Consider the following 23,885-nt stretch of genomic DNA (forward strand, 5'->3'; position numbering starts at 1 on the left):
CGGTCGGCACGGGGGCGGGCCGCGCCCGGTGAGCTCAGTCGATGACCTCCATCTCCGGGAACTCCGGAGACGGCCCGGACAGGAGCGGTTCCTCCGTTCCGCGCAGGTGGGCGTCGAAGAAGGCGAGCAGATAGGCCCGCTGGGCGGCGATCGAGGTCTCGGGATCGATCGGTCCGATGCTTTCGAGCCGGTCCTCCCAGGACCGCCCGGACAGTCCGTGCTCGGCTTCCAAAGCCGGCAACGCCCACTGGTCGTCGCTGTAGGAGTTGTGCTCGCCGTCGGCCATGTGGACCTCGAAGTAGGGGCCGGTCGAGGCGGAGCGGAACAGTTCGAGGTCGCGGTGGTGCCGGCTGTGGTGCGGTAGGTCCGCCCCGGACAGCCCGGCGCCGAAGTACGCGAACGGGCGCTCCACCCCGCGGGTGGTCACGTCCGCCCACGCCTCGTCGCTCACGTGGTAGGCCATGCTCCCGTCCAGGTTCGCGCCGGCGGCGACCCGATCGTCCACCAGCATGACCTCCCCGGTGGTCAGCCCGCCCGCGGAGTGCCCGAACATGCCCACCGTGTCGGTGTCCGCGGCCTCGGCCAGGTACGGGGGCAGGAGGGCGCCCTCCTCCAGGGCGTCGAGCACGAAGCGCGTGTCCAGGGTCCGCGTGTCGATCGCCTCCCGGTAGGTGGGGGTCTCCCGGTCCGGGTAGCTGTTCCGCAGCACCCGGCCGTCTGGCAGGTCGACCGCGATGGACTCGTAGGGGTGGTCCATGGCCACCACCAGATACCCGTGCGAGGCGAGTTCCTCCAGGTTGGCGGCGTTCGTGTACCGCGACCCACCGAACCCGTGCGAGTACAGCACGACGGGCATGTCCTCCGTCTCCTCGGCGACCGGAGCGTCCTGGAGGGCGTTGGCGGTGGAGGAGGCGGCGTCGACGGCACCGCGCGGTACCCCGGCGCCGTACAGGGAGCCGGACAGCGCGTCGGCCACGGAGGGGGATACGTAGGGCGCCGGCTCGGCGGAAGGGGTGGCCCGGGCCGGGTACCAGAGCCCGATCATGAGGTCGCGTTCGGTCTCACCCTCCACCCATGGGTGCCCCCGAGAGGTGTCGACCAGGTGGGCCTCGGTGCGCCCTACGGCGTGTGGGCCGGTCGGTTCTGGAGGAGAGAGCACCAGTGGATCCCCGGTCGTGACGGCCGAGTGGGCGGCGGGCACGCAGAAGGACGTCACCAGGACCAGGGCGGCGGCGGAGTGGACGAACGCGCGTCGGGACGCGGATGGGTGCGGAGATGGATTCGTGTCGACCATGTCCGCATCCTGCGACGCGCGCACCCTCGGGCACATCGCCTGAGCGACACCGTCCGACTAGTCACTAAGGGGTAGACACGGGCTCCGCCGGGGCGTCGAGGACCCGTCAGGCCGGGTCGACCAGTCCGGCCTCGTGCGCCAGCACCGCGGCCTGCACTCGGTTGCGCAGGTCCAGGCGAGCGAGGATCGACCGCACGTGCACCTTGGCGGTACCCGGCGCGATCGTCAACCGGCGAGCCACCTCGTCGTTGGAACAACCCTCGCCCAGCAACGCCAGCACATCGCGCTCTCGGTCGGTCAACGCGGCGACGCGCTCCCGGGCGGACACGGCACGCGACAGCCGGCCGCCGCCCGCCCCCAGTTCGTCGATGACCCGCCGGGCGACCTCGGGCGACAGGTAGGCGCCACCGTCCACCACCGCGCGCACCCCGGACACCAGCTCTTGCGGGTCGCCCGACTTGAGCACGAACCCGGTGGCGCCCCCGGACAGCGCCCGTGCGATATAGGCGTCCTCGGAGAAGGTGGTGAGGATGACCACGGACGTCCCCGGGTGCTCGGCGGTGATCGTCTCGGTGGCGGCGAGCCCGTCGGTGCCGGGCATCTGCACGTCCAACAGGGCCACGTCCGGGGCCAGCTCGGCGACCAGGGACACCGCCTCGGCGCCGTCGGCGGCCTCGCCCACCACCTCGAATCCGGGAACGGTCGCCAGGATCGCCCGGATCCCCGCGCGCATCATGGCTTCGTCGTCGGCCAGTACCACCCGGATCGTCGCGTCACCGTTCGTCTCGCTCACCGGGCCAGGGTAGCGGTGGCTAATCGTGCCGTTCGATGTGTTCCTTGGCGACGAGCACCCCGTCGTCGAAGCACAGCCGGTACACGGGCGGCAGCCCGCTCTCGTGTTCCACCAGGTAGAAGCGGCAGTCGTCCGCCTCGGGTGGCGGCGGGGGAGGATGGTCGACCGAGCGTGCCGGGTACTCGAACCGGGGCGACACCTCCTGGACGCTCTCCACGGTGTCTCCCACGGACAGACGTTCGTAGCTCGACGGTGGTAGCACCGAGTTCTCGCCCAGCCACCACAGTGTCAGGAAACCGAACCCGATCAGGCCGGTGGTCAGAGCCACCGGCACGATCAGGGCGGTGCGAAGGCTTCGTCGGGCCCGTTCGTCGGCCTCCGAACGCAACCGGCCCGTCTGCGAGGCGGGTTCGTCCGAAACGATGTCCTCGGGCCGCTCCGGGACGAGCGCCCGCACCTCGAAGCCGCCCTGTTCCCCGGGACCCGCGGTGATCTCGCCACCGTGCTCCTCCACCAGGGCACGCAGCCCCGCCAACCCGCCGGCGTCCTCGCCGGTGCGCGCGGGAAGAATCGGGGTCTCCACCGGTCCGGTGTCGGTGACCGTCACCCGGACGGCGTCCTCTCCCCGGACCACGCGCACCGACACCTCGCCGCCGGGCGCGTACTTGGCGGCGTTGGTCAGGCCCTCCCGCACCACCCGGTGAACCGTGCGGCCCATCACGGAACCGGCCTCCGGATCGGGCCCCTCCCGCAGCAGGCGCACCGAGAGCCCGGCGTCCGAGGCGTGTTCCACCAACGCCGAGATCCCCTCCTCGGGTTCCGCGGAATCCCGGTCGGAGTCCTCACGCAGCACTCCGATGACCTCGCGCAGCCGAAGGTTGGCCTCGTGCGCCGCCTCTCGTAGCTCCGAGGCGGCCTCCCGCCGCTCCGGGTCGTCCTGGGCGGACATCTCCAGGGCCGCCGCGCGCACCGCGATCAGCGCCAGGTCATGGCCCAGGGAGTCGTGCATGCGGGAGGCGATGCGGGTACGTTCGCGCAGGCGGGCGCGGTCGGCCTCAGCCGCGCGGGTGCGCTCCATCCGTTCGGCCAGTGCCCAGGCGCCCCGGGTCGCGCTCAGGCGTCGCCGCTGGTATCGGGCGAACAGCCAGGGGGCCACCAACGCCAGCACCAGGGCCAGCGCGCCGCCGGTCCAGTCCACCAGCGACGACAGGTAGGCCCGGGTGTCGAGTCCGAACACCGCCGCGGCGGCAGCGTTCACCGTGAACGTGACCGCCGCGGCCAGGATCGCGGGTGCCACCACCGGACCGGGGCGATCCGAGCGCAGGCCGTACCGATAGGACAGGACGGCCACCACCAGCACGGGCACGAACAGGTAGAGCGTGGTGAACAACCCCAGCCCCGTCGAAACCGTCTGCGCGGTGGCGTAGGCGGTCGCGACCGCGAGGGAGACCGAGGGCGACCGGCGGAACGATCCGACCGCGATCGCCACCACGGCCAGCGCGACCGTGCTCTCGGCGAACCCGGACCGACCCTCGTCCCCCGAGAGCTCGGCCACGGCGAGTCCACCGAGGACCGCCCAGAGCAGGAGGTCGACGGCGGGCGCGAACCCGCGCCGGTGTGAGACCGCCGATGCGTTCATGGTGACCAGGCTACGAGGGATCCGCCTGTTGGAAGGTGGGGGTTCCGATCGGTGGGTCAGCGCGGGGCGAGGCCTTGGAGGAGGTGGTGGACGACCTGCGGGAGGACCCCGTCGAACTTCTCCTCGGAGTGGTCGGCGGTCAGGGACGCGAAACCGTGCAGGGTGGAGACGACGGTGTAGGCGATCGACTGCGGGTCGCCCTGGACGATCTCGCCGGCGTGCTGACCCTGGACGATCGGGGCGAGCACGACGTCGAGCAGCTCTTCGATGGCGGTGATGAGCCGATCGGCGACGTCGCTGTCGTGCTTGCGGGAGTACATCAGGTCCAGCAGGGCGCCGTTGGCCCGGGTGAAGTCCACGTAGGCCAGGGCCAGGGCGAGGACACGGGTCTCGGCGTCGGCGTCCCCGACGTCCGCGCGTCGCAGGGCGGCCTTGAGCCGCTGGAAACCGCTGAGCGCGAGGGCGTCCAACAGCGCCCCCTTGTCCTTGAAGTGCCGGCCGGGGGCGGCATGGCTCACGCCCGCCTCACGGGCGAGTTCGCGAAGGGAGATCGCGGCGGGTCCGCGGTCGGCCAGGGTGCGTTCCGCACCGGCCAGGAGTACGGCGCGCAGGTCTCCGTGGTGGTAGGGACGTTCGGCCATGTTCACCAGCATAGAGGGATGTTGACGGCGTCATCATGGCGGCCGTGGACAGCCTTCCGGCGGTGGATCTACGGTGTGGGGATGAGCGAGAAGAACGTCCACCTGCCCGATCTCGGTGGCAGGACCGCTGTCGTCACGGGGGCCAACAGCGGCCTCGGTCTGGAGACCGCGAAGGTCCTGGCCGGGCGCGGGGCCCGTGTGATCCTGGCCGTCCGCGACACCGCCAAGGGGGACGAGGCCGCTCGGGCGATCCCCGGTGAGACCGAGGTTCGTCGGCTCGACCTCGCCGACCTCTCCTCGGTGCGCGCCTTCGCCGAGGACTGGAAGGGCGACCTCCACCTGCTGGTCAACAACGCCGGGGTCATGGCCATCCCCAGGTCCAGCACCGTGGACGGTTTCGAGACCCAGTTCGGCGTCAACCACCTGGGCCACTTCGCCCTCACCAACCTGCTCCTGGAACACGTCACCGGGCGCGTGGTCACCGTGTCCTCCGGGTTGCACGCCACCGCGCGCGGGATCCACTTCGAGGACGTGAACTTCGAGAAGGGATACACCCCCTATCGGGCGTACGGTCAGTCGAAGCTGGCCAACCTGCTCTTCACCCTGGAGCTGCAGCGCAGACTGGAGGAGGTGGGGTCCTCGGTACTGGCGACCGCGGCCCACCCCGGCTACGCGGCCACCAACCTTCAGGGGCGCACCGAGAAGGCGCTGGAGGACCGGTTCATGCGGGTGCTGAACAAGGTCATCGCGCAGAGTGCCTCGGCCGGTGCCCTGCCGACGATCTACGCCGCCACCCAGGACGTGCCAGGGGCGGCCTACGCCGGCCCCACCGGGATGTTCGGCGCCGGCGCGCCCGGCCTGGTCCGTCGTAGCGGACCCGCCCAGGACACCGACGCCGCCCGCCGGTTGTGGAAGCTGTCCGAGGAGTGGACCGGCACCTCGTTCCCGCTGTGAGCCCACGCGTCGGGGCGGGGACCTCGTGGTCCCCGCCCCGATCCCGGATGGTTCCTATGGGGTGAGGGTGAGCTCGTCCGTGCTCGCCTCGCGCACGGCCTCCTCCGTCACCGCCCACGGCAGTGACGTTCCCTCGGACCATGGTTCCAACTGATCGTCGTAGTTGGGGTGGAAGGCGTGCCCCGAGTTGCCGGTCAGGTGGATCCAGGTGGAGGAGTCCCGGTCGGACAGGTCGACGACCATCCGCATGGACGGGACCGTGGTGATGCCGTACCCCTCGGCCGGGTTCCACCCGGTCGCGTTGACGATGCTCGAACCCCCCGGGCTCTCCACCGGGCCGCGGTTGAACAGCCACTCCACCGGGCCGATCCCCGAGCTGCCGAACGACTCGTGCGTGGCCGTGAGGGTGTGCAGATCGCCCCAGCGCCAGGCGGCGGGATCGTCGCCGAGCAGTTCGGTGAGTTCCTCGGCGGCCTCGTCCATGGCGGCGGCCAGTACCTCGTCACGGCCGCTGACCTCCCGGCCCTCCCACCATGGGGAGTCGGGGTCCTCCAACAGCCCGGTCACCACGTACATGCCGCGCGAGTTGCTGTTCATGTCCATCTCGCCCAACTCGTCGAAGAGCAGGGGGAGCAGGTGACGCCAGGTCGCGTTGTAGAAGGCCGCGCCCGCGGAGTCGGGTTCGTTGAAGTGGTCCCAGTCCGCCAGTTCGTCCTGTGCCTGGGCGGTGGTTCCGTCCACGTCCACGTCCAAGAGGTGGGGCGTGATGTCGACGGCGGCGCCGTGGTGGGAGTCCATCAGGACGCGTTCCATGTCCTCGATGGTCACCGGGCCGTCGGCGACCGCCTCCGCCAGCAGGTCGTTGATCCGCTGACTGCGGTAGCCGTAGTCCCAGTCGGTGGTGAGGAAGTGTTCGTAGTCCTCGTCGACCACCGACTGGTTGGCGGTGACGATGATCCCCGACTCGGGGTTGAGCACGCTGGGCAGCTCGTCGAAGGGAAGGTACTCCTCCTCCCAGTCGTAGCCGGAGTCCCAGCCGGGGGCGGGCCAACGGCCGTCGCCCTTGCCGCGCACCGGCACCAGACCGGGGGACTGGTAGCCGATGTTGCCCTCGTCGTCCGCGTAGACGAGGTTCTGCGCCGGTACCTCGAACTGTGCTGCGGCGCTTCGGAAGTCGTCCCAGTCACGTGCGCGGTTCAGGGCGAAGATGGAGTCGGCGGTGGTTCCCGGCTGGAGGGCGGTCCACCGCATGGAGACAGCGTAGGGGGAGTCGTCGCCCTCGGAGGGGGTCGCACCGATCTCGCGCAGGTTCCCGCCGGCGGCGGTCGTGGACAGGATGGGGCCATGGTGTGTGGAGCGGATGGTGATGTCCATGTCCTCACCGCCGGAGACCTCGATGGTGTCCTCGATGATCTCCAGGGGACGTTCCTCGCCGTCCACGACGTAGTTGTCGCCCTCTACCTGTTCCAGGTAGAGGTCCATCACGTCCGGGTTGAGGTTGGTGAAGCCCCACGCGATCGACTCGTTCTGGCCGATGACCACACCGGGCAGCCCGGAGAAGCTGAACCCGCTGACGTCGAAGGGGCACTCCTCGGACAGTTCCGTGCAGTGCAGGCCCATCTGGTACCAGGTGGACGGCATGGAGGCGCCCAGGTGGGGGTCGTTGGTCAGCAGGGGAGCGCCGGTGTCGGTGTGCTCCCCGGAGACCACCCAGGAGTTGGAACCCATGTCGGGGCTGTCCGAGGGGCCGAGGAGGTCGGGCACGGCGTCATGGACGGCGGGCAGGCCGCCGAGGGCGTCCAAGGCCTCTTCGGGGAGTTCTGGACCCCGGGACAGGTCGGCCTCCGGCTCGGTGCCGTTGTGCTCTTCGGTGTCGGTGATGGGTGCGTGTCGCTCGGTCGGGTACTCCGGGTAGAGCTCCTCGATCCGTTCCCGGTCGAGGCCGTTGGAGAGCAGCAGGGCGCGGTCGGTCTCCTCCTGGAGGTTGCCGCCCAGGTCCCAGGCCATGGCCTTGAGCCAGGCGAGGCTGTCGGTGGGGGTCCAGGGCTCGACGGTGTAGTCGTCGGCGGTGATGCCCAGGAGTCCGTACTCCAGGCTCGCGGAAAGCCCTTCGTTGTCCTCGATCCAGGCGTTCACCCCGGCGGCGTAGGCGTCCAGGTACCCCTGCGTCTCCTCGGAGAGCAGGTCGTACTCCTGCTCGGCGACGCGGCGCCAGCCCATGGTGCGCAGGTAGACGTCGGTCTCGACCTGGTCCGGGCCGAACAGTTCGGCGGTGCGGCCCGCGGTGACGTGACGGCGGAAGTCCATCTCCCAGAAGCGGTCCTGGGCGTGGGTGAACCCCTGGGCGACGAAGAGGTCATCGGAGTTGTCGGCGTATACGTGCGCGACCCCGTGTTCGTCCCGCAGGACGTTCACCGGCGCGTTCAGTTCCGGCAGGGAGAGTTCCCCATCGGTGGTGGGGAAGGAGCTGCGCACCGCCCACACGCCGAGGAGAGCGGTGATCAGGGCGAGCGACGCGACGACCGCGACAAACCCCAAAACGACACGAAGAAGGACACGCTTACGCAATACACCCATGGCGGAACCCTAGAGTGTCCCGGCTCACGTGCTCTAGGTCTCATGGGCTGCCGTTTTCAATTGTTACCAAGTGGTAGGTCCGCCTTCGCGGTGCGTGACAGGAGCGGTACGCAGAGGAAGATCGCCAGGGCCATGCCGGTGAAGTAGACCGGGGCGGACAGGTCCAGAAGCACCCCGCCCAGGACGGGGCCGACGAAGAACCCCAGGTAACGCAGCTCGGACAGGCCGAAGTAGGTGCCCTTGCGGTCGTCGGTGGCGATGGCGTGGACCGCGATGTCCGGCAACGGCAGCAGGATCGCCTCGCCCAGGGTCCAGAACACGATGGCCACGTACAGCGCCACCACAGCGCTCGTCCCCAGCCATACGAAGGCGAACGCCACCGCGAAGCACGCACAGCCCGCCGTCACCAGCGGGCCCTGGGGCAGACGTTCGGACAGCCGGATCACCAGAGGCTGCACCAACAACGCCAGCACGGCGTTGACCACCAGCAACGACGCGAACAGGTACTCCGTTCGGTCCCCGTAGGTCCCCTTCATGTACAGCGGGATCGCCGTGTCCATCTGGGAGAACACCAGGAAGACCACCGCGCCGGCGCCGATCGCGGCCAGGAGCAGCGGATCGCGCAGGGCCGCGGTCCAGGCGGAGCCGGCACCACCGGAGGACGGGGAGTCCAGGCGTGCCAACTCGTCGCCACGAACGACCATCACCGCCAGGTACAGGGCGAAGAAGGCGGCGGGCACCAGGAAGAACGCCGTCGGGCTCGCGTGGTAGAGCAAACCGCCCACGGCGGGGCCGACGATCGCGCCCAGGCACAGGGTGATGTAGCGGACCCGGAAGATCCGCCCGTCGCCGGTGTCGGCCAGCGACAGCAGCTTCTTCATGCTCGGTTCGACCATCGTGCGTCCCACGCCCAGGCACAGGAACAGGGCGATGATGGCGACCGGCGCGGTGACGAAGGCCAGCGCGACGTAGACCAGGACGTTCGAGAGCAGTCCCAGCCGCATCAGCCGGACCGTGCCGAAGCGGTCGGCGAGCATCCCGCCGGCCAGGCCGCCCAGCGCCGCGATCATGGCGATACCACCGACCACCGCCCCGATACCCGCGGTCGGCAGGTCCGTGCGGTCGGCGAGGTAGAGCGCCGCGAACGGCAGGGCGGCGAAGAACGCCATCGAGTTGAGCAGGGCGCCCAACACGAGGGTGCGTTCGTCGCGACTGAATCGCCAGGGGGACTCGCGGGTGTTCGTCGGGGGCACCGCGCCGCCTTCCGGAAGTGGGGGAGGCGGCGACCGTACCCCGCACCACCGACAATCCGACCGGAAACCGGGGGAGGTCAGGGCAGTGACACCCTCGCGAGATCCCCCATGCCGGTGAGTCGCAGAGAGGGCACCTCGGCCAGACACGCGAGCAGGTGCGAGCGTTGTTCCACCCATCGTTCGCGCAGGTCCGGGACGAAGTGATGCCAGACGGGGCCGTCGAACCCCGACTCGGCGTGGCCCGCCAGGTCGCTCGGGGCGGGACGGAAGGGGGTGAGTTCGGTGGGACCCGGACCGACGGAGGGGTAGAGGACCGCACGCACGGGGACGGTCGTGCCGGGCGCCGCATTGGCGAAACGCTCCCGGAAGGGGCCGGGGTCCACCGCGTATTTGCCGAGGGGAGAGAATGCGTGTCCCTCGGGTTCGTTCACGGCGCCAGCGATCTCCGCCAGCCCCGGATACTTGACGATGGTCCCGTAGCCCAGGTGTGGGTAGTCCGGCCATCCCGACACCAGCGGCGCCCCGTCCGGACCGGGACGCACCACCGTCTTGTCGCCGCTCAGGACCTCGAAACCGTGATGCTCCACCAGCTCCAGCAAGATCGTGCTCTTTCCAGCGCCCTTGGCCCCCACGACCAGCACTGCCTCACCATCGCGGTGGGCGGCGGTGGCGTGCAGGACCGACGCGCCCCGGTTCTCCTGGTCGCGCAGCACCAGTTCACGGAGCAATTCCACCGGTTCCAGGCCTGTACCGGGGGTGACGGTGACGTCGACGCGCCGTTCTTCGCGGTCGAACACGAAGCGCGTGCCGCTGCGGACGCACTCCACGTACTCGCGTCCCTTCGAAGACGCCAACTTGGCGGGGATGGTGAAGAAATCGCTCGCGCTGCGCCGGACGAACCCCTCCGACCAGGTGACGTCGGCCGGAGGCGTACGTGTCGGGGACGCGTGCACGTACAGCGTGGCCAAGGGCTCGGGGCCCTGGTCCGGGGTCGGAGCGATGGTGAGGTGGGTGCCGAGGAATCGCAGTGTCGGCTCCAGGTCCGTGCCGGGGGCGAACCGTAGATCCACGTGGGAGTCGAGGTAGGTCAGTCGCAGGTTCACACGGCGAACCTACCGGGGTCACCCGGTGCCGTGAGGAGGTGGTGAGGACGTCGGGGGTCCCGTGCGGGTCAGAGGGAGGCGCCCGCCTGGATCGCCTCATCACGCAGCACCGTCACCAGTTCGCCCGCCGGCGACTCCCGTGCCCGCCGGAACCCGGTCCCCGCCCACAACGCCATCCCCTCGGGGTCGGCGGCCCGGGTCGCGGCGGCGCGCAGTGGCTTGGTCATGTGGTGCACCTGTGGGTAGGCGCAGGGGGCATCGCGGTGGTCGAGGATGAAGCGGTTGGTCAGCCCCCGCGCCGGTCGGCCGGTGAACGCACACGTCAGTGAGGTCTCGGTGAAGTCGGGGTCGGCGAGCGCGGCCTTGTGGACCGGCTGCGTGCCGCTCTCCGGGCAACGTAGGAACGCCGTGCCCGACTGGGCGGCGGCCGCTCCGGAGGTCAGGACCGCGGCGACATCGGCACCGTCCATGATCCCGCCGGCGGCGATCACCGGGACGTCCACCGCACGCACCACGTCTGGCAACAGCTCGGCCAACGGGCGGTCCCCACCATGGGCGGGGTCGAAGACGGCGCGGTGGCCGCCCGCCTCCACGCCCTGGGCGCACACACCGTCGGCGCCCCGGGCCACGGCGGTGAGGGCCTCCGCCACGGTGGTGACGGTGACGACGGTCGCCGACCCCACCGCGCGCAGCCGGGTCAGGACCTCCTCGGAAGGGCAACCGAACGTGAAGCTCACGACGGGTACCCGGGCCTCGACCAGCAGGTCGACCTTGGCGTCCCAGTCATCGTCGTCGTAGCGGGCCGGTCCCACCTCCACACCCAGACGCCCGGACTCCTCCGCCAGCTCGGAGCGGTAGGCGGCCAGTTCGTCGTCGCACTCCGGAGACCGAGAGGGGGAGGGGACGAACAGATTGGCCGCGAACACCTGGGTCCCCAGCCCGCGCACCTCGGCGATCCGAGCGCCGAACGCGTCGGCGGTCAGATATCCGGCCGGCAGCGACCCCAGGCCGCCGGCGGCGCTCACCGCGGCCACCAGGTCCGGGGTGGTGGCGCCCCCGGCCATCGGCGCCTGGACGATCGGACGTTCCCCGCACAACCGCGACAGATCCATCATCACTCACTTCCTCCACGTCGATCGCCCGCAGATTATCAAGGTGGCGAATGGGTGATTCGTGCGGGTCATGAACTCTCGGGTTCACTATTTCTGTCGGAATCTTCCATTTTCGTCTCGGTGAATTCCGTGGACTCCGGGAAAAGGCGGACCAGGGTGAGTGAGACGACCCCACCGACGACGGATCCCAAAGCCATGATGGTGACCGCTGTGGGAATCCCCCAAAGATCCCACAGCCAGCCGAAACTGAAACTGGTCGCGACACCGGCCAACATGGCCAGGGTCGATATCGTGGAGAACATGGTGTTGCGGTCGGCGTCGGTGAACATCAGTTGGCACCAGACCCCCACCACCACGCCCGCGAGGCCGATGAGGAACTCGGCCGCGACCAGGCCGACGATCAACGGGACCACGTCGTGCGCGGCCAACACCACGGGAAGTCCGATCGCCATGACCGACAGCGGGCCCCACACGTGAGGTCGGCGCGGGTGCACCCAACGCGCGGCGGCCGCCCCCGCCGCCAGGGACAACGTCATCACCAGCAGGAACAGACCGTTGAGGCGGACGTCCTGCCCGAAACGCTCCAGCAGCATCGGCTGCCAGGAAGCCACCAACAGCACCGTCGCCGACATGGCGCCCATGGCCAACGCCACCATCGGGGCGAAGCGCCGGCTGAGCACCTGGGAGACCGACTCCAGCACGAGCACACCGATCCGCCGGTCCGGTCGTCCAGGAGTGTCGGGGAAACTCAACGGTGTCAGGGCCGCGAGGGACAACATCAGCAGACCACCGCAGGCCACCAGTGGACCCGCGGGCAGCCACGCACCCGCCACCATCACCAGGGCGGCGCCGAGTGCCGAACCGACCCGGCCGGACAGGGCTCCCACACGAACGATCCGCGCGATCCGGGCGGTCCGGTCCCGGGCATCGACCCGGTTGATCAGGATCGCGCTCATGGTGCCCGAGTGCAGCGCGTAACCGACGGTGCCCAAACACATGCCCACCAGGGTCAGGGGCAGGGTCGGTGCGGCGCCGACGAGCATGAATCCGGCGCTCCAACCGAGCAGGCCGATGAACAACAACCTCCGGTGTCCGTAGCGGTCGCCCAGTGCCCCGCTCGGCGCCTCCATGAGGAGACCGACCAGGTTGGCGCCGGCCATGATCGACCCCACCATCCATGGTTCCGCGCCGCGCCCCAGGAAAATCGTGACGAAGACCGCACCGTAAACGAAGTCGGCGAGGGATGTGCCGAGTGAGTACACGGTGAATCGTCGAAGTAGTGACCGTTCTCCGGGCGGTGCGGGATATTCTGTTTCGGCCATGGGCGTTCTTCCCAAGCGGTGGAATTGCAGCGGAGGATGAATTCCGCCGAAAATACCATGGTGTTTCGCCCGGGGTCACGGGTTATTTCGCGTCCTCGGTCCGGATGGATCAGCCCCGGTGCGCGAGGTAGAGGCGGATCACGGCAGCGAGGTCGTCCAGGTCGTCCGGATCCTCTGGCACGGTGGCGCGGGTCCTCCCGTTCGGCGACCCACCCGCCCGGATACGCTCGGCGCGACAACGTCAGTCCTGGGGAGGAACCAACATGACAGCGACCGCGGTCGTCACCGGAGCCAGCAGCGGGATCGGCGCGGCCACCGCTCGCGGACTCGCCGCCGAGGGCTACGAGGTGGTCCTGGTCGCCCGTCGCGCCGACCGGATCGAGGCCCTGGCCGAAGAGATCACCGAGGCCGGCCGGGTCGCGCGGGCACAGGTCCTCGACGTCACCGACCGGGCCGCCGTCGATGCCTTCGCCGAGGCACTGGGCTCCTGCGACGTGCTCGTCAACAACGCGGGCGGCGCGATCGGCACGGAGACGGTGGCCACCGGCGACCCCGCCGACTGGCGGCGGATGTACGAGGTCAACGTCCTGGGCGTGCTCAACATGACCCAGGCCCTGCTGCCCAAGCTCATCGCGAGCGGGGACGGCACCGTCCTCCTGGTCTCCTCGGTGGCCGGGCACGTCGTCTACGAGGGCGGCGGCGGTTACGTGGCGGCCAAGCACGGCGCGCACACCCTGGCGGCCACGCTCCGCCTGGAACTGGTCGGGGAACCGGTCCGGGTGCTGGAAGTGGCCCCCGGCATGGTCAAGACCGAGGAGTTCTCGCTCAACCGCCTGCGTGGCGACAAGGAGGGCGCCGACGCCGTCTACGAGGGCGTCCCCGACCCGCTGTCCGCGGAGGACGTCGCCGACACCATCGTGTGGGCGATCACCCGCCCCTCGCACGTCAACATCGACCTGTTGGTGCTCCGCCCCCGCGCCCAGGCCGCCCAGCACAAGGTCCACCGGGTCAAGGAGTAGACCGGCGCTCCGGTTGCGGGGGCCTTCCCACCGGACACCGGTGGGAAGGCCCCCGACGTGCTTCACAGGCACCCGACCCTCGTGATACGTGTGATCCGGCGCACATGACCACAAAGGTGACGACGAGTCCCCGGTCATGGCGTCCTCCGTCTCTCACATCCAGGAGTCCGGACTTGAGTACAACCGAACCCCGACCGAGTTACGCCTCCGGAACGTCGACCACACCCTTGCTCGGCGACACGATCGGCGTGAACCTGGCGCGTACCGTCGCCGCCCATCCCGACCAGGACGCGCTGATCGACCGGCCCGCCGGGCTCCGGCTCACCTACCGGGAGTTCGACGCCGAGGTCGACCGCGTCGCCCTCGGCCTGCTCGCCCTCGGAGTGGTCAAGGGCGACCGCGTGGGGATCTGGTCCCCGAACCGCGCGGAGTGGGTCCTCATCCAGTACGCCACGGCGCGGATCGGCTCGGTACTGGTCAACATCAACCCCGCCTACCGGACCCACGAACTGGAGTACGTCCTCCAGCAGTCGGGGACCTCCGTCCTGGTCGCCGCGCCCTCCTTCAAGACCTCCGACTACGCGGGCATGATCGAGGAGGTGCGCGGCAAGTGCCCGGACCTGCGCGAGGTCTTGCTCTTCGGCGGGGCCGGCTGGGACTCCCTGCTCGAAGCGGGCGGTCGCGGTGATCGGTCGCGACTGGCCGAGGTGGAGGCGACCCTGTCCCCGGACGACCCGGTCAACATCCAGTACACGTCGGGCACCACCGGGTTCCCCAAGGGCGCGACCCTGTCCCACCACAACATCCTCAACAACGGATTCTCCGTGGGAGAGCTGCTGGGGTACACCGAACGGGATCGAATCGCGATTCCGGTGCCGTTCTACCACTGCTTCGGCATGGTGATGGCCAATCTCGCGGCCACCAGTCACGGGTCCTGCATGGTCATCCCCGGGCCCGGATTCGACCCGGCGGCCTCGCTGGAGGCGGTCCAGGCCGAACGCTGCACCTCGCTGTACGGGGTCCCCGCCATGTTCATCGCCGAGCTCGCCCTACCGGACTTCGACGACTACGACCTGTCCTCGCTGCGCACCGGCATCATGGCCGGCTCGCCCTGCCCGGCGGAGATCATGCGCAAGGTCATCGACCGGATGGGCATGTCCGAGGTCTCCATCTGCTACGGCATGACCGAGACCTCTCCGGTGAGCACCCAGACCCGGCGGGACGACTCGTTGGAACGCCGCGTGTCCACGGTGGGCCGCGTCGGCCCACACCTGGAGGTCAAGGTGACCGACCCGGGGTCCGGGGTCACCGTCCCGCGCGGCGTCCCGGGCGAGCTGTGCACCCGCGGCTACTCGGTGATGCTCGGGTACTGGAACGATCCGGAGAAGACCGCCGAGGCCATCGACTCGGGACGCTGGATGCACACCGGCGACCTCGCCGTCATGGACGAGGACGGGTACGTGAGCATCACCGGCCGGATCAAGGACATGGTGATCCGCGGTGGGGAGAACGTCTACCCGCGCGAGATCGAGGAACTCCTCCACACCCACCCCGACCTCTTGGACGCCCAGGTCATCGGGGTCCCGGACGAACGGTACGGCGAGGAACTCATGGTGTGGGTCCGCATGAGGGACGGGGCCGATCCGTTGACCGTCGAGTCACTGCGGGCCTTCTGCGAGGGGCGTATCGCCCACTACAAGATCCCGCGTTACGTCCACGTGGTGGACGAGTTCCCGATGACGGTGACCGGCAAGGTGCGCAAGGTCCAGATGCGCGAGGAGGCCATCCGCCTCCTCGGGTGACGCGGCGGGCCCCTCACCGTCGGGTGAGGGGCCCACGCGCCTATTTCGGGTCGAGTTCCTTGCCGAGTAGCTCCACGAGGCCGTCCAGCGCCTCGTCCGCGCCCTCGGCGTCGCAGGTCAGGGTGACGGTCTCCCCATGAGAGGCCCCCATGGACATCACGGCGAGGACGCTGCGCGCGTCCACCTCCTTGTGTCCCTCGCGGGAGATCATCACGGGCAGGCCGGTCTCGTTGACGGCCTGCACGAACAGGGCCGCGGGGCGGGCGTGCAGGCCCAGCTGGGAGCCGATGGCTACGGTGCGTTCGGACATGTCGGTCCTCGGGGTCTCGTGGTTCGTGGCCGGTGGTCGGGTGTTCATGGCCGCCGATGGGTGGTCAGAGCTTGTCGATCCGCCACAGGGGGTCGGGTCCGGTCATCGAGACGATGCCGTCGTCGGTCACGTCTTCGGGGCGGGGGACGGTGGTCCCCGGCAGGGACACGGCGGCGGTGCCCCAGGCCACGGCCCGACGCAGCCGTTCCTCGGGGGTGCCCTCAAGGGCGAGGAAACCGGCCAGCGCGCTGTCACCCGCGCCCACGGTACTCCGGGTGCGTACCCGGGGTCCCCTGGCCCACAACACTTGCCCGGCGTCCACGTACAGGGCCCCGTGTCCGCCGAGGGTGACCAGGGCGGCGCCGTTCCCCCCGGCGAGGACCTCGCGCGCCGCGCCGGTGACCTCCCCGATGGTCGTCGGCGTGCGGCCGACCAGGCCGGACAGCTCCTCCAGGTTGGGCTTGAGCAGTTCCACCGAACCCGCACGCGCCGCGGACCCGAGTGGGGCGCCCGAGGTGTCCAGCGCGAGCGGTACCCCGTGGCCGGCGGCGAGTTCGGCCACTCGAACGTAGAGGTCGTCGGGGGCGCCCACGGGCAGGCTCCCACTGGCCACCATCCAGTCGGGACCCTTGGCGAGTTCGTCCTCCACGGCTCGGAGCAGGGCCCGGACCTCGGCGGGGGAGAGCGTGGGGCCCGCGGCGTTGAGCTTGGTGGTGGTGCCGTCGGACTCGGTGACGGCGAAGTTGCCGCGGGTCTCGCCCTCGATGGGGACGGTGACCCGGGGCAGGCCACCGAGGAGGGCGGTGAGTTCGGCGCCGCCGCCCCCGCCGACGGGAAGGATCGCGCGGGTGTCGACGCCCGCTTCGAGCAGGGCTCGGGCGACGTTGACGCCCTTGCCGCCGGCCTGGGCGCGTGTGGCGCGTATCCGCACGACCTCGCCTCGGACGAGGCCGTCGACCTCAAGAGTGTGGTCGACGCTCGGATTCGGGGTGAGGGTCAGGATCATGGGAGCTCTTTTCGAGGGGTGGGGCTGCCCGGCCTGCGTGTGGGGATGGTTTTGATTATGTGTGTTTGCCTGCGCCTGTCAACAGCGTGGGATGTGGTGGGGGAAGGATGGGGGGTCGGGCGGGAGTGCCCCTGTGTGCTGTGATGGCCAAGGTGGTTGACCAGAGTTTTCCTGAAATGGCGCGATCATCGTGAGTGCTGGGATATTGGGTGGAGATACCCCTTGTGTGTCCCACGCAACACGATTATGCTCACCCAAAACCACACCGAAACACAGGTGATCCCACATGTACGCGGAAGAGCGCCAGCAGGTGATCCTCGAACGCGCCCGCCGTGACGGCCGGGTCGACGTCACGGGGCTCGCCTCGGAGTTCGACGTCACCTACGAGACCATCCGCCGCGACCTCACCGCCCTCGAACGGCACGGGGTCCTGCGCAGGGTCCACGGCGGCGCGATCCCCGTCGAGCGTCTGGGTTTCGAACCCACGCTCAACGTGCGCGACTCCGTCATGACAGAGGAGAAGGAACGGATCGCCAAGGCGGCGCTGGCCGAACTCCCCGAGGAGGGCGCGGTCCTCCTCGACGCGGGCTCCACCACCGGCCGCATGGCCGAACAGCTGCCCACGGACCGGGAGCTCATCGTCGTCACCAACTCCCTCTCCATCGCCCTCACCCTCACCACCCGCCCCAACATCAACCTCATGTTGCTCGGCGGCCGGCTACGGAACCGGACCCAGGCAAGCGTCGACGCCTGGGCCCTACGATCCCTCGCCGAGTCCTACGTCGACGTCGCCTTCATGGCCGCCAACGGAGTGTCCGTCGAACGCGGGCTCACCACCCCCGACCCGGCCGAGGCCGAGGTCAAGCGGGCCATGATCGCCTCCGCCCGACGCGCAGTCCTGCTCGCCGACCACACCAAGGTCGGCAACGACCACTTCGCCCGTTTCGCCAACGTCGAGGACCTCGACCTGATCGTCACCGACGACAAACTCGCCGATGGTCTGGCCGACGAACTGGAGTCGGCGGGACCGGCGGTCCAAGTGGTCTGACCCCACACCGTCCACTCCTCGGCGGGCCACCACCGCCGCACCTCTCAGGAGGTTCCCCCCATGTCCACCCAGCAGAGCGAGAGCCGATTCGCCTCGGTCCGCTCCGGAGTCCAACGCTTCGGCGGCTTCCTCGCGGGCATGGTCATGCCCAACATCGGCGCCTTCATCGCCTGGGGCCTGATCACCGCGCTGTTCATCCCCGACGGCTGGTGGCCCAACGAACACCTCGCCCAGCTCGTCGACCCGATGATCGCCTACCTGTTGCCGCTGCTCATCGGCTACACCGGCGGTCACCTGGTCTACGACAAGCGCGGTGGTGTCGTCGGCGCGATCGCGACCATCGGTGTCATCGTCTCCGCGGACATCCCGATGTTCCTCGGCGCCATGGTCGTCGGACCGCTCACCGCCTACCTGATGAAGCAGTTCGACCGTGTCGCCCAGCCGCGCACGCCGTCCGGCTTCGAGATGCTCGTCAACAACTTCAGCGCCGGAATCCTCGGCGGTGTCATGGCGGGCCTGGGGCTGTACGCCATCGGCCCGGTCGTGACCGCCGTCGCCGGCTGGCTGGGCTCCGGGGTCCAGTTCCTCATCGACATGTCACTGCTGCCGCTGGTGTCGTTGATCGTGGAACCCGCCAAGATCCTCTTCCTGAACAACGCCATCAACCATGGTGTCCTCGGCCCCTTGGGCGTGGCCCGAGTGGCCGAGCAGGGCAAGGCGATCGAGTTCCTCGTCGAGACCAGTCCCGGCCCCGGCCTGGGCATCCTGTTGGCCTGCATGCTGTTCGGCCCCAAGCTCAGCCGGGCCACCGCCCCGGGCGCGATCGTCATCCACTTCCTCGGCGGCATCCACGAGATCTACTTCCCGTACATCCTCGCCCAGCCCAAGCTCCTCCTGGCCGTGATCGGCGGAGGCATGTCCGGCGTGACCACCTTCATGCTCCTCGACGCCGGACTCGTCGCCACCCCGGCACCGGGCAGCATCATCGCCCTGATGGCGGTCACCCCGCGCGGCGACCACATCGCGGTCCTCGCCGGTGTCCTCATCGGTACGGTCGTCTCGTTCCTCATCGCCTCGGCCCTACTCGGCTTCGGGCGCGCCGAACGCAAGGCCGAACGCGAGGCCGCCGCGGTGGCGGAGACCAAGGACGCCTAGCCGTCCGGGCCCATCCGGGCCGCAAGACCACCCCCAGTCCAGGTTCAGCACAGGAGGGCCACATGGCCACCATCGAAGGATCCGCCGTCAAGAAGGTCGTCGTCGCCTGCGACGCCGGCATGGGCAGCAGCGTCCTGCTCACCACCCAGCTCAAGAAGACCCTCGCCCCCTACGACGTCACCGTGGAGCACTCCCCGGTGGACCGCGTCCCCGACGACGCCGACCTCGTGCTCTGCCACTCCGGCCTGGTCGCCCGGGCCCGGACCCGCGTGCCCGACACCGTCGTCATCGGTTTCCAGATGTTCCTCGGCGACCCCGTGTTCACCAAGGTGGAGGCGGCCATCCGGGACGGTGGGACCCTTGGCGACTGATCTCGTCCTCAACGCGGACGCCGTCCGGCTCGGCCGCACCGCCCGCGACCGCGCCGACGCCATCGACCAGTGCGGCGCCCTGCTGGTGGAGTTGGGCGCGGTCGACCCCGGATACGTGAGCGCGATGCACGAACGGGAGGCCTCCATCCCCACCTTCGTGGGCGAGGGCGTGGCCATCCCGCACGGCACCGACGCCTCCCGCGTCCTCGTGCGCAAGGCGGCGCTCGCCGTCGTCCAGTTCCCCGAGGGGGTCGACTGGGGCGGTCCCACCGTGCACGTGGCCATCGGCATCGCCGCGTCGGGCGAGGAACACCTGCGGGTGCTGTCCTCCCTGGCCGGGGTCCTCACCGACCCCGAAAGGGCGGCGCGGCTCCGGTCGGCGGAGGACCCCGACGAGGTCCTCGAACTGCTCGCCCCCGCCGCGGGCTGATCACCGCGTACCCCCGGTGGACCCGTGCCACCGCTTCCTCGAACGGTCGGGGGCGGACACCCCGCCCCCGACCCCACAAGAAAGGCCCCACCATGCTCGTCGCCCGTTTCTACGCCCCCGGGGACATCCGCCTGGAACAGGCGCCCGAACCCACGCCGGGGGCGGGGCAGCTCAAGATCGCCGTCGCCAACTGCTCCACTTGCGGCACCGACGTCAAGATCTCCCGACACGGTCACCACCACATCCGTCCGCCCCGGGTGATCGGACACGAGATCTCCGGTCGGATCGTGGAGGTCGGCGAGGGGGTCACCGGCTGGTCGGAGGGGGACCGGGTACAGGTCATCGCCGCCATCCCGTGCGGCACCTGCGTGGAGTGCGCCGACGGCCGGTTCACGGTGTGCTCGCGCCAGGAGTCCATGGGCTACCACTACGACGGCGGGTTCGCCGAGTACATGATCATCCCCGAGGCGGTGCTGGCCGTGGACGGCGTCAACCGGGTGCCCGACAACGTCTCCCTCGCCGAGGCTTCCGTGGCCGAACCCCTCGCCTGCGTGCTCAACGGTCAGGAGATCGCCGGGGTCGGCGAGGGCGACAAGGTGGTGGTGATCGGCGCCGGACCCATCGGCTGTCTGCACGTCCGTCTGGCCCGGGCCAAGGGCGCCTCCGAGGTGTACCTGGTGGACCTGAACCGGGGTCGCCTGGACATGTCCGCCGAACTGGTGCGTCCCGACGCCGCGATCTGCGGGTCGGACACCGACGCCGTCGCCGAGGTGCTGAAGCTGACCGGCGACCGGGGCGCGGACCTGGTCATCACCGCGGCCGCGTCCGGCAAGGCCCAGGAGGACGCGGTGCGGATGGTGGCGCGCAGCGGCCGGATCAGCCTCTTCGGTGGGCTGCCCAAGGACGCGCCGATCATCGCGCTGGACGCCAACGCGGTCCACTACCGGGAGCTCTCGATCTTCGGGGCCAACGGCTCCAGCCCCGAACACAACAAGCGCGCCCTCGACCTCATCTCCACCGGGGCGGTGCCGGTCGCCGACCTCATCACCGAACGGATGCCGCTGGCCGACGTGCACAAGGCGATCGAGACGGTCGCGGCGGGCACCGCGGTCAAGGTGACCATCGAGCCCTGACCGTTCCGGGAGACACCCACGCCCGGCCCCGGTAGGCGCGCACGCCGGCCCCTGCCCGGTTATCCACAGATTCGGGATCGGGGCCGGCGCCGGCGCCGTTTTCGGGGTTGGCTGGACCCGACGGATCATCGTCCCCACCATCACAGCTGGCCCCCATCAGTCGCAGGAGAGCACACATGGCGCAGACGGAACCCGTCCAGAACCCGGCCTCCGGCCCCGCCCCCGAGGGCCCGCTCAAGGGCATCGCCGCCGGGCCGGGCGCCGCGGTGGCGCCCGTCGCCCGGATGGCCGACCCGCCCGCCCTGCCCGCGCACGAACCCGTGGTCGACGATCCGGCGGCGGAGGAGGGCGCCGCCCTCGCCGCCCTGGACGAGGTGGGCGCGGAACTGGACGCGCGGGCGGCCGACGTCGAGGGCGAGGCCGCCGCGGTGCTGACCACCCTGGCGATGATGGCCCGAGACCCCGACCTGCGTAGGCAGATCGGCGAGCTCGCCCGGGGAGGTCGCCCGGCGGCCTGGGCGGTCCATACGGCGTGCGGCCGCTACCAGGAGCTTCTGCTCGCGGCCGGAGGGTACCTGGCCGAACGCGCCGCCGACCTGGCCGACATCCGGGACAGGGCGGTGGCGGTGTTGCTCGGACTCCCGATGCCGGGCCTGCCCGATCCCGGACATCCGTACGTGTTGGTCGCCCGGGACCTCGCGCCGGCCGATACGGTGCGGCTCGACCCGGCGAGGGTGAAGGCCATCGTCACCCGACTGGGCGGTCCCACCAGCCACACCGTGATCCTGGCCCGCTCCCTGGGTCTGCCCGCGGTGGTGGGCTGCTCGGGAGCGGAACACCTGGTGGACGGTGTGACGGTGGCGGTGGACGGCGACGCGGGCACCGTCGAGGTGGACCCGGACACCGAGGTCGTCGAGCGTATCCAGGGGCGGGCCGAACGCCGCCGGATCCTGCTGGCCGAGTCCGGTGGGCCGGGCCGTACCGCCGACGGTGTGCCGATCGCGTTGCTGCTCAACGCGGGCGAGGGCGACCCGGACGAGGCCGGCGCGCACGACAGCGAGGGGATCGGGCTGTTGCGCACCGAGTTCCTCTTCCTCGACCGGGCGGAGCCACCCACGGTGGCCGAGCAGACCGAGGCCTACACCCGGTTGTTCCGGGCCTTCGCCGGTCGGGTGGTGACGGTGCGGACCCTGGACGCGGGTTCGGACAAGCCCCTGGAGTTCGCGCCGACGGGTGAGGAGGCCAACCCGGCCCTGGGCGTGCGCGGGTTCCGTACGTCGAGGCTTCACCCACGGCTGCTCACCGACCAGCTCACCGCGATCTCCGCGGCCGAACACGCGGCCGCCGCCGACGGGGCCTCCGCCCGGGTCCGGGTGATGGCTCCGATGGTCTCCACCCCGGCGGAGGCGGGCGAGTTCGCCGAACTGGCGAGATCGGCCGGGATCACCGAGGTCGGTGTGATGGTGGAGGTGCCGGCCGCCGCGCTGTTGGCCGACCGGCTGCTGCGCCGTGTGGACTTCGTGTCGATCGGCACCAACGACCTGGCGCAGTACACCATGGGGGCCGACCGGACTCTGGAGAGCCTGCCGGAGCTGCTGGACCCATGGCAGCCGTCGCTGTTGCACCTGCTGGCCAAGGTGGGGCGGGCGGGGGAGGCGCTGGGCCAACCCGTGGGGGTGTGCGGTGAGGCCGCGGCCGACCCACTGCTCGCCGTGGTGCTGGTGGGTCTCGGGGCGACCAGCCTGTCCATGGCGTCCCCGGCGCTGCCCGCGGTGCGCTACGTCCTGTCCCGGCACTCGCACGCCCAATGCCGACGCCTGGCCGAGCTGGCCCTGGCGGCGGAGGACCCGGAGCGGGCCAGGAAGGTGGTGCGCGAGGCGGCGCATCCGGAGGCCCTACGGCTCTGATCCGAGGGGTCGTGTTCCGCGAACACGACCCTGCCGCGCGGGGCCCCGGAGCCCCGGCGGCACCGTCACGGCGTCCTCATCGGTCGACGGCCGAACCCGGGCCGACCGTGAGGACGTGCGGTGACTTCGCCGACGGACCCGACCCACGTGCCGAGCCACACCGGGACGCTCCGGGGGACCCACCGTCCGGGCCCCCGGAGCGGCGCCTCACCACGAGCGCCCTCACCACACGCGGCCCCATCGCCTCCGGGCTCGTCGGGTGGTGGGCCCGGTCAGGTGCCGGTGGGGGTGCCCCAGCCGCCGCCGACGGCTTCGGGGACCAGGTCCAGCTGTTCCAGGAAGCAGGCGAGCAGGCGGCCGAGGTCCTCGCATCCGGAGGCGCACCAGATCTGGTGGCCGTTGCTCAGGGCGGCGAAGAACACCGAGGCGACCAGTGACGGGCGGTGGTCGGTGGTCGGGTCCACCCCCGCGCGTTCCCCCAGGACCTTGGCGAGGCGTGCCTGGCGCCGATGGTGGTAGCGCATGTTCGCCTCGATCAGCTCGGGACTGCGGGCGATGAGGTTGCTCGCGCTGCCCTGGAGGTGCAGGTCCTCGCGCTCCAGGTACTCCCAGTGGTCGCGCATCGCGTTGCGCAGGGCACGGAACGGTGCCTCGTCGGCGGGGCGTTCGCGCAGGGAGTCGAACAGACTCTGGTCCACGCCCTCCGCGGCCTCCAGGACCACGTCCTCCTTGGAGGCGAAGTACCGGAAGAACGTGCGCTGGGATACGTCGACGGCTGCGGCGATCTCCTCCGTGGTGGTCCCCTCGAACCCGCGCTCGTGGAACAGGCGGATCGCCGCGTCGATGAGGTCCCTGCGCATGCGCGCCTTCTTGCGCTCACGTAGACCGGTCGGTTCGGAGCTCGTCACGGTCATGGACGGCCTCCTTCCTCGGTGGCCTCGGATCTCGCACCCACTGCGAGGATACATGCGGGCCAGTATGACGTCAGTCACTGACTTCTTGCATGGATTGCGAAG

21 protein-coding genes are annotated in these 23,885 nt (G+C 70.3%); 9 read left to right on the forward strand and 12 right to left on the reverse strand.

The genetic code is table 11. From position 1 onward, the window contains the following. Nucleotides 1–34: 34 nt before the first annotated feature. The 4 genes from ACWGSK_RS07620 to ACWGSK_RS07635 form a co-directional block, all read right to left on the reverse strand. Nucleotides 35–1,294, reverse strand: coding sequence for an alpha/beta hydrolase family protein (locus ACWGSK_RS07620; RefSeq protein ID WP_358515258.1), 1,260 nt, complete (start codon nt 1,292–1,294; stop codon nt 35–37). Between the two features lie 106 nt (nt 1,295–1,400). Continuing rightward, nucleotides 1,401–2,087, reverse strand: a complete 687-nt coding sequence (locus tag ACWGSK_RS07625; RefSeq protein WP_452455460.1) for a response regulator — start codon at nt 2,085–2,087, stop codon at nt 1,401–1,403. A 19-nt stretch (nt 2,088–2,106) separates the two neighbouring features. Further along, nucleotides 2,107–3,726, reverse strand: a complete 1,620-nt coding sequence (locus ACWGSK_RS07630) for a sensor histidine kinase (protein ID WP_452455461.1) — start codon at nt 3,724–3,726, stop codon at nt 2,107–2,109. Nucleotides 3,727–3,782: 56 nt separating this feature from the next. Beyond that, nucleotides 3,783–4,367: a TetR/AcrR family transcriptional regulator gene (locus ACWGSK_RS07635; RefSeq protein ID WP_358515249.1), complete on the reverse strand. Its 585-nt coding sequence runs from the start codon at nt 4,365–4,367 to the stop codon at nt 3,783–3,785. An 81-nt stretch (nt 4,368–4,448) separates the two neighbouring features. Between ACWGSK_RS07635 and ACWGSK_RS07640 the strand changes: the two genes are divergently transcribed. After that, nucleotides 4,449–5,321, forward strand: a complete 873-nt coding sequence (locus ACWGSK_RS07640) for an oxidoreductase (RefSeq protein ID WP_358515246.1) — start codon at nt 4,449–4,451, stop codon at nt 5,319–5,321. A gap of 54 nt (nt 5,322–5,375) precedes the next feature. On the opposite strand, the gene ACWGSK_RS07645 is transcribed toward ACWGSK_RS07640, so the two are convergent. The 5 genes from ACWGSK_RS07645 to ACWGSK_RS07665 all read right to left on the reverse strand — a co-directional run bounded on the left by ACWGSK_RS07645 (nt 5,376) and on the right by ACWGSK_RS07665 (nt 12,688). Continuing rightward, complete coding sequence (locus ACWGSK_RS07645) at nt 5,376–7,898, reverse strand: penicillin acylase family protein (protein ID WP_452455462.1); 2,523 nt, start codon at nt 7,896–7,898, stop codon at nt 5,376–5,378. A 56-nt stretch (nt 7,899–7,954) separates the two neighbouring features. Then, nucleotides 7,955–9,151, reverse strand: a complete 1,197-nt coding sequence (locus tag ACWGSK_RS07650) for an MFS transporter (protein ID WP_358515241.1) — start codon at nt 9,149–9,151, stop codon at nt 7,955–7,957. A gap of 77 nt (nt 9,152–9,228) precedes the next feature. Further along, the gene (locus tag ACWGSK_RS07655) at nt 9,229–10,254 is read right to left on the reverse strand and encodes a hypothetical protein (protein WP_452455463.1); all 1,026 of its coding nucleotides are present in this window, start codon (nt 10,252–10,254) and stop codon (nt 9,229–9,231) included. 68 nt (nt 10,255–10,322) lie between these two features. Then, on the reverse strand, nt 10,323–11,366 hold the full coding sequence (locus tag ACWGSK_RS07660; protein ID WP_358515261.1) for a nitronate monooxygenase: 1,044 nt from the start codon (nt 11,364–11,366) through the stop codon (nt 10,323–10,325). Between the two features lie 68 nt (nt 11,367–11,434). Beyond that, the gene (locus tag ACWGSK_RS07665) at nt 11,435–12,688 is read right to left on the reverse strand and encodes an MFS transporter (protein WP_452455464.1); all 1,254 of its coding nucleotides are present in this window, start codon (nt 12,686–12,688) and stop codon (nt 11,435–11,437) included. Between the two features lie 263 nt (nt 12,689–12,951). Here ACWGSK_RS07665 and ACWGSK_RS07670 point away from each other — a divergent pair, with 263 nt between their 5' ends. Continuing rightward, nucleotides 12,952–13,707: an SDR family oxidoreductase gene (locus ACWGSK_RS07670; RefSeq protein ID WP_358515232.1), complete on the forward strand. Its 756-nt coding sequence runs from the start codon at nt 12,952–12,954 to the stop codon at nt 13,705–13,707. Nucleotides 13,708–13,880: 173 nt separating this feature from the next. After that, nucleotides 13,881–15,509 carry an AMP-binding protein gene (locus ACWGSK_RS07675; protein ID WP_452455465.1) on the forward strand — a complete coding sequence of 543 codons (1,629 nt, stop codon included), beginning with the start codon at nt 13,881–13,883 and terminating at the stop codon, nt 15,507–15,509. Nucleotides 15,510–15,549: 40 nt separating this feature from the next. Here ACWGSK_RS07675 and ACWGSK_RS07680 read toward each other — a convergent pair whose 3' ends face one another. Then, nucleotides 15,550–15,819, reverse strand: coding sequence for an HPr family phosphocarrier protein (locus ACWGSK_RS07680; protein ID WP_358515227.1), 270 nt, complete (start codon nt 15,817–15,819; stop codon nt 15,550–15,552). Between the two features lie 64 nt (nt 15,820–15,883). Beyond that, a complete protein-coding gene (locus ACWGSK_RS07685) occupies nt 15,884–16,825 on the reverse strand; it encodes a 1-phosphofructokinase family hexose kinase (RefSeq protein ID WP_452455466.1) in 942 nt (313 codons plus the stop codon). 286 nt (nt 16,826–17,111) lie between these two features. On the opposite strand from ACWGSK_RS07685, the gene ACWGSK_RS07690 reads away from it, so the two are divergent. The 6 genes from ACWGSK_RS07690 to ACWGSK_RS07715 all read left to right on the forward strand — a co-directional run bounded on the left by ACWGSK_RS07690 (nt 17,112) and on the right by ACWGSK_RS07715 (nt 22,869). After that, complete coding sequence (locus ACWGSK_RS07690; RefSeq protein WP_452455467.1) at nt 17,112–17,873, forward strand: DeoR/GlpR family DNA-binding transcription regulator; 762 nt, start codon at nt 17,112–17,114, stop codon at nt 17,871–17,873. A 60-nt stretch (nt 17,874–17,933) separates the two neighbouring features. Next, the gene (gene mtlA / locus ACWGSK_RS07695; RefSeq protein WP_452455468.1) at nt 17,934–19,028 is read left to right on the forward strand and encodes a mannitol-specific PTS transporter subunit IIC; all 1,095 of its coding nucleotides are present in this window, start codon (nt 17,934–17,936) and stop codon (nt 19,026–19,028) included. Between the two features lie 62 nt (nt 19,029–19,090). Beyond that, nucleotides 19,091–19,399, forward strand: coding sequence for a PTS lactose transporter subunit IIB (locus tag ACWGSK_RS07700; RefSeq protein ID WP_067604073.1), 309 nt, complete (start codon nt 19,091–19,093; stop codon nt 19,397–19,399). After that, the gene (locus ACWGSK_RS07705) at nt 19,389–19,829 is read left to right on the forward strand and encodes a PTS sugar transporter subunit IIA (protein WP_452455469.1); all 441 of its coding nucleotides are present in this window, start codon (nt 19,389–19,391) and stop codon (nt 19,827–19,829) included. The genes ACWGSK_RS07700 and ACWGSK_RS07705 overlap by 11 nt, the downstream gene beginning before the upstream one ends. Nucleotides 19,830–19,921: 92 nt before the next feature. After that, a complete protein-coding gene (locus ACWGSK_RS07710; protein ID WP_358513771.1) occupies nt 19,922–20,962 on the forward strand; it encodes a zinc-dependent dehydrogenase in 1,041 nt (346 codons plus the stop codon). Nucleotides 20,963–21,138: 176 nt separating this feature from the next. Further along, complete coding sequence (locus tag ACWGSK_RS07715) at nt 21,139–22,869, forward strand: phosphoenolpyruvate--protein phosphotransferase (RefSeq protein ID WP_452455470.1); 1,731 nt, start codon at nt 21,139–21,141, stop codon at nt 22,867–22,869. A gap of 272 nt (nt 22,870–23,141) precedes the next feature. Here ACWGSK_RS07715 and ACWGSK_RS07720 read toward each other — a convergent pair whose 3' ends face one another. After that, a complete protein-coding gene (locus ACWGSK_RS07720; protein ID WP_358513767.1) occupies nt 23,142–23,783 on the reverse strand; it encodes a TetR/AcrR family transcriptional regulator in 642 nt (213 codons plus the stop codon). Nucleotides 23,784–23,885: the final 102 nt, after the last annotated feature.

This window comes from Nocardiopsis sp. NPDC055551 (genome assembly GCF_053619415.1).

Coding starts and splice junctions, on each gene's coding strand:
- ACWGSK_RS07630 (WP_452455461.1), bottom strand. CDS start 3,726: ATGAACGCATCGGCGGTCTCACACCGGCGCGGGTTCGCGCCCGCCGTC.
- mtlA (WP_452455468.1), top strand. CDS start 17,934: ATGTCCACCCAGCAGAGCGAGAGCCGATTCGCCTCGGTCCGCTCCGGA.
- ACWGSK_RS07690 (WP_452455467.1), top strand. CDS start 17,112: ATGTACGCGGAAGAGCGCCAGCAGGTGATCCTCGAACGCGCCCGCCGT.
- ACWGSK_RS07685 (WP_452455466.1), bottom strand. CDS start 16,825: ATGATCCTGACCCTCACCCCGAATCCGAGCGTCGACCACACTCTTGAG.
- ACWGSK_RS07665 (WP_452455464.1), bottom strand. CDS start 12,688: ATGGCCGAAACAGAATATCCCGCACCGCCCGGAGAACGGTCACTACTT.
- ACWGSK_RS07680 (WP_358515227.1), bottom strand. CDS start 15,819: ATGTCCGAACGCACCGTAGCCATCGGCTCCCAGCTGGGCCTGCACGCC.
- ACWGSK_RS07620 (WP_358515258.1), bottom strand. CDS start 1,294: ATGGTCGACACGAATCCATCTCCGCACCCATCCGCGTCCCGACGCGCG.
- ACWGSK_RS07645 (WP_452455462.1), bottom strand. CDS start 7,898: ATGGGTGTATTGCGTAAGCGTGTCCTTCTTCGTGTCGTTTTGGGGTTT.
- ACWGSK_RS07720 (WP_358513767.1), bottom strand. CDS start 23,783: ATGACCGTGACGAGCTCCGAACCGACCGGTCTACGTGAGCGCAAGAAG.
- ACWGSK_RS07660 (WP_358515261.1), bottom strand. CDS start 11,366: ATGGATCTGTCGCGGTTGTGCGGGGAACGTCCGATCGTCCAGGCGCCG.
- ACWGSK_RS07700 (WP_067604073.1), top strand. CDS start 19,091: ATGGCCACCATCGAAGGATCCGCCGTCAAGAAGGTCGTCGTCGCCTGC.
- ACWGSK_RS07710 (WP_358513771.1), top strand. CDS start 19,922: ATGCTCGTCGCCCGTTTCTACGCCCCCGGGGACATCCGCCTGGAACAG.
- ACWGSK_RS07670 (WP_358515232.1), top strand. CDS start 12,952: ATGACAGCGACCGCGGTCGTCACCGGAGCCAGCAGCGGGATCGGCGCG.
- ACWGSK_RS07640 (WP_358515246.1), top strand. CDS start 4,449: ATGAGCGAGAAGAACGTCCACCTGCCCGATCTCGGTGGCAGGACCGCT.
- ACWGSK_RS07635 (WP_358515249.1), bottom strand. CDS start 4,367: ATGGCCGAACGTCCCTACCACCACGGAGACCTGCGCGCCGTACTCCTG.
- ACWGSK_RS07715 (WP_452455470.1), top strand. CDS start 21,139: ATGGCGCAGACGGAACCCGTCCAGAACCCGGCCTCCGGCCCCGCCCCC.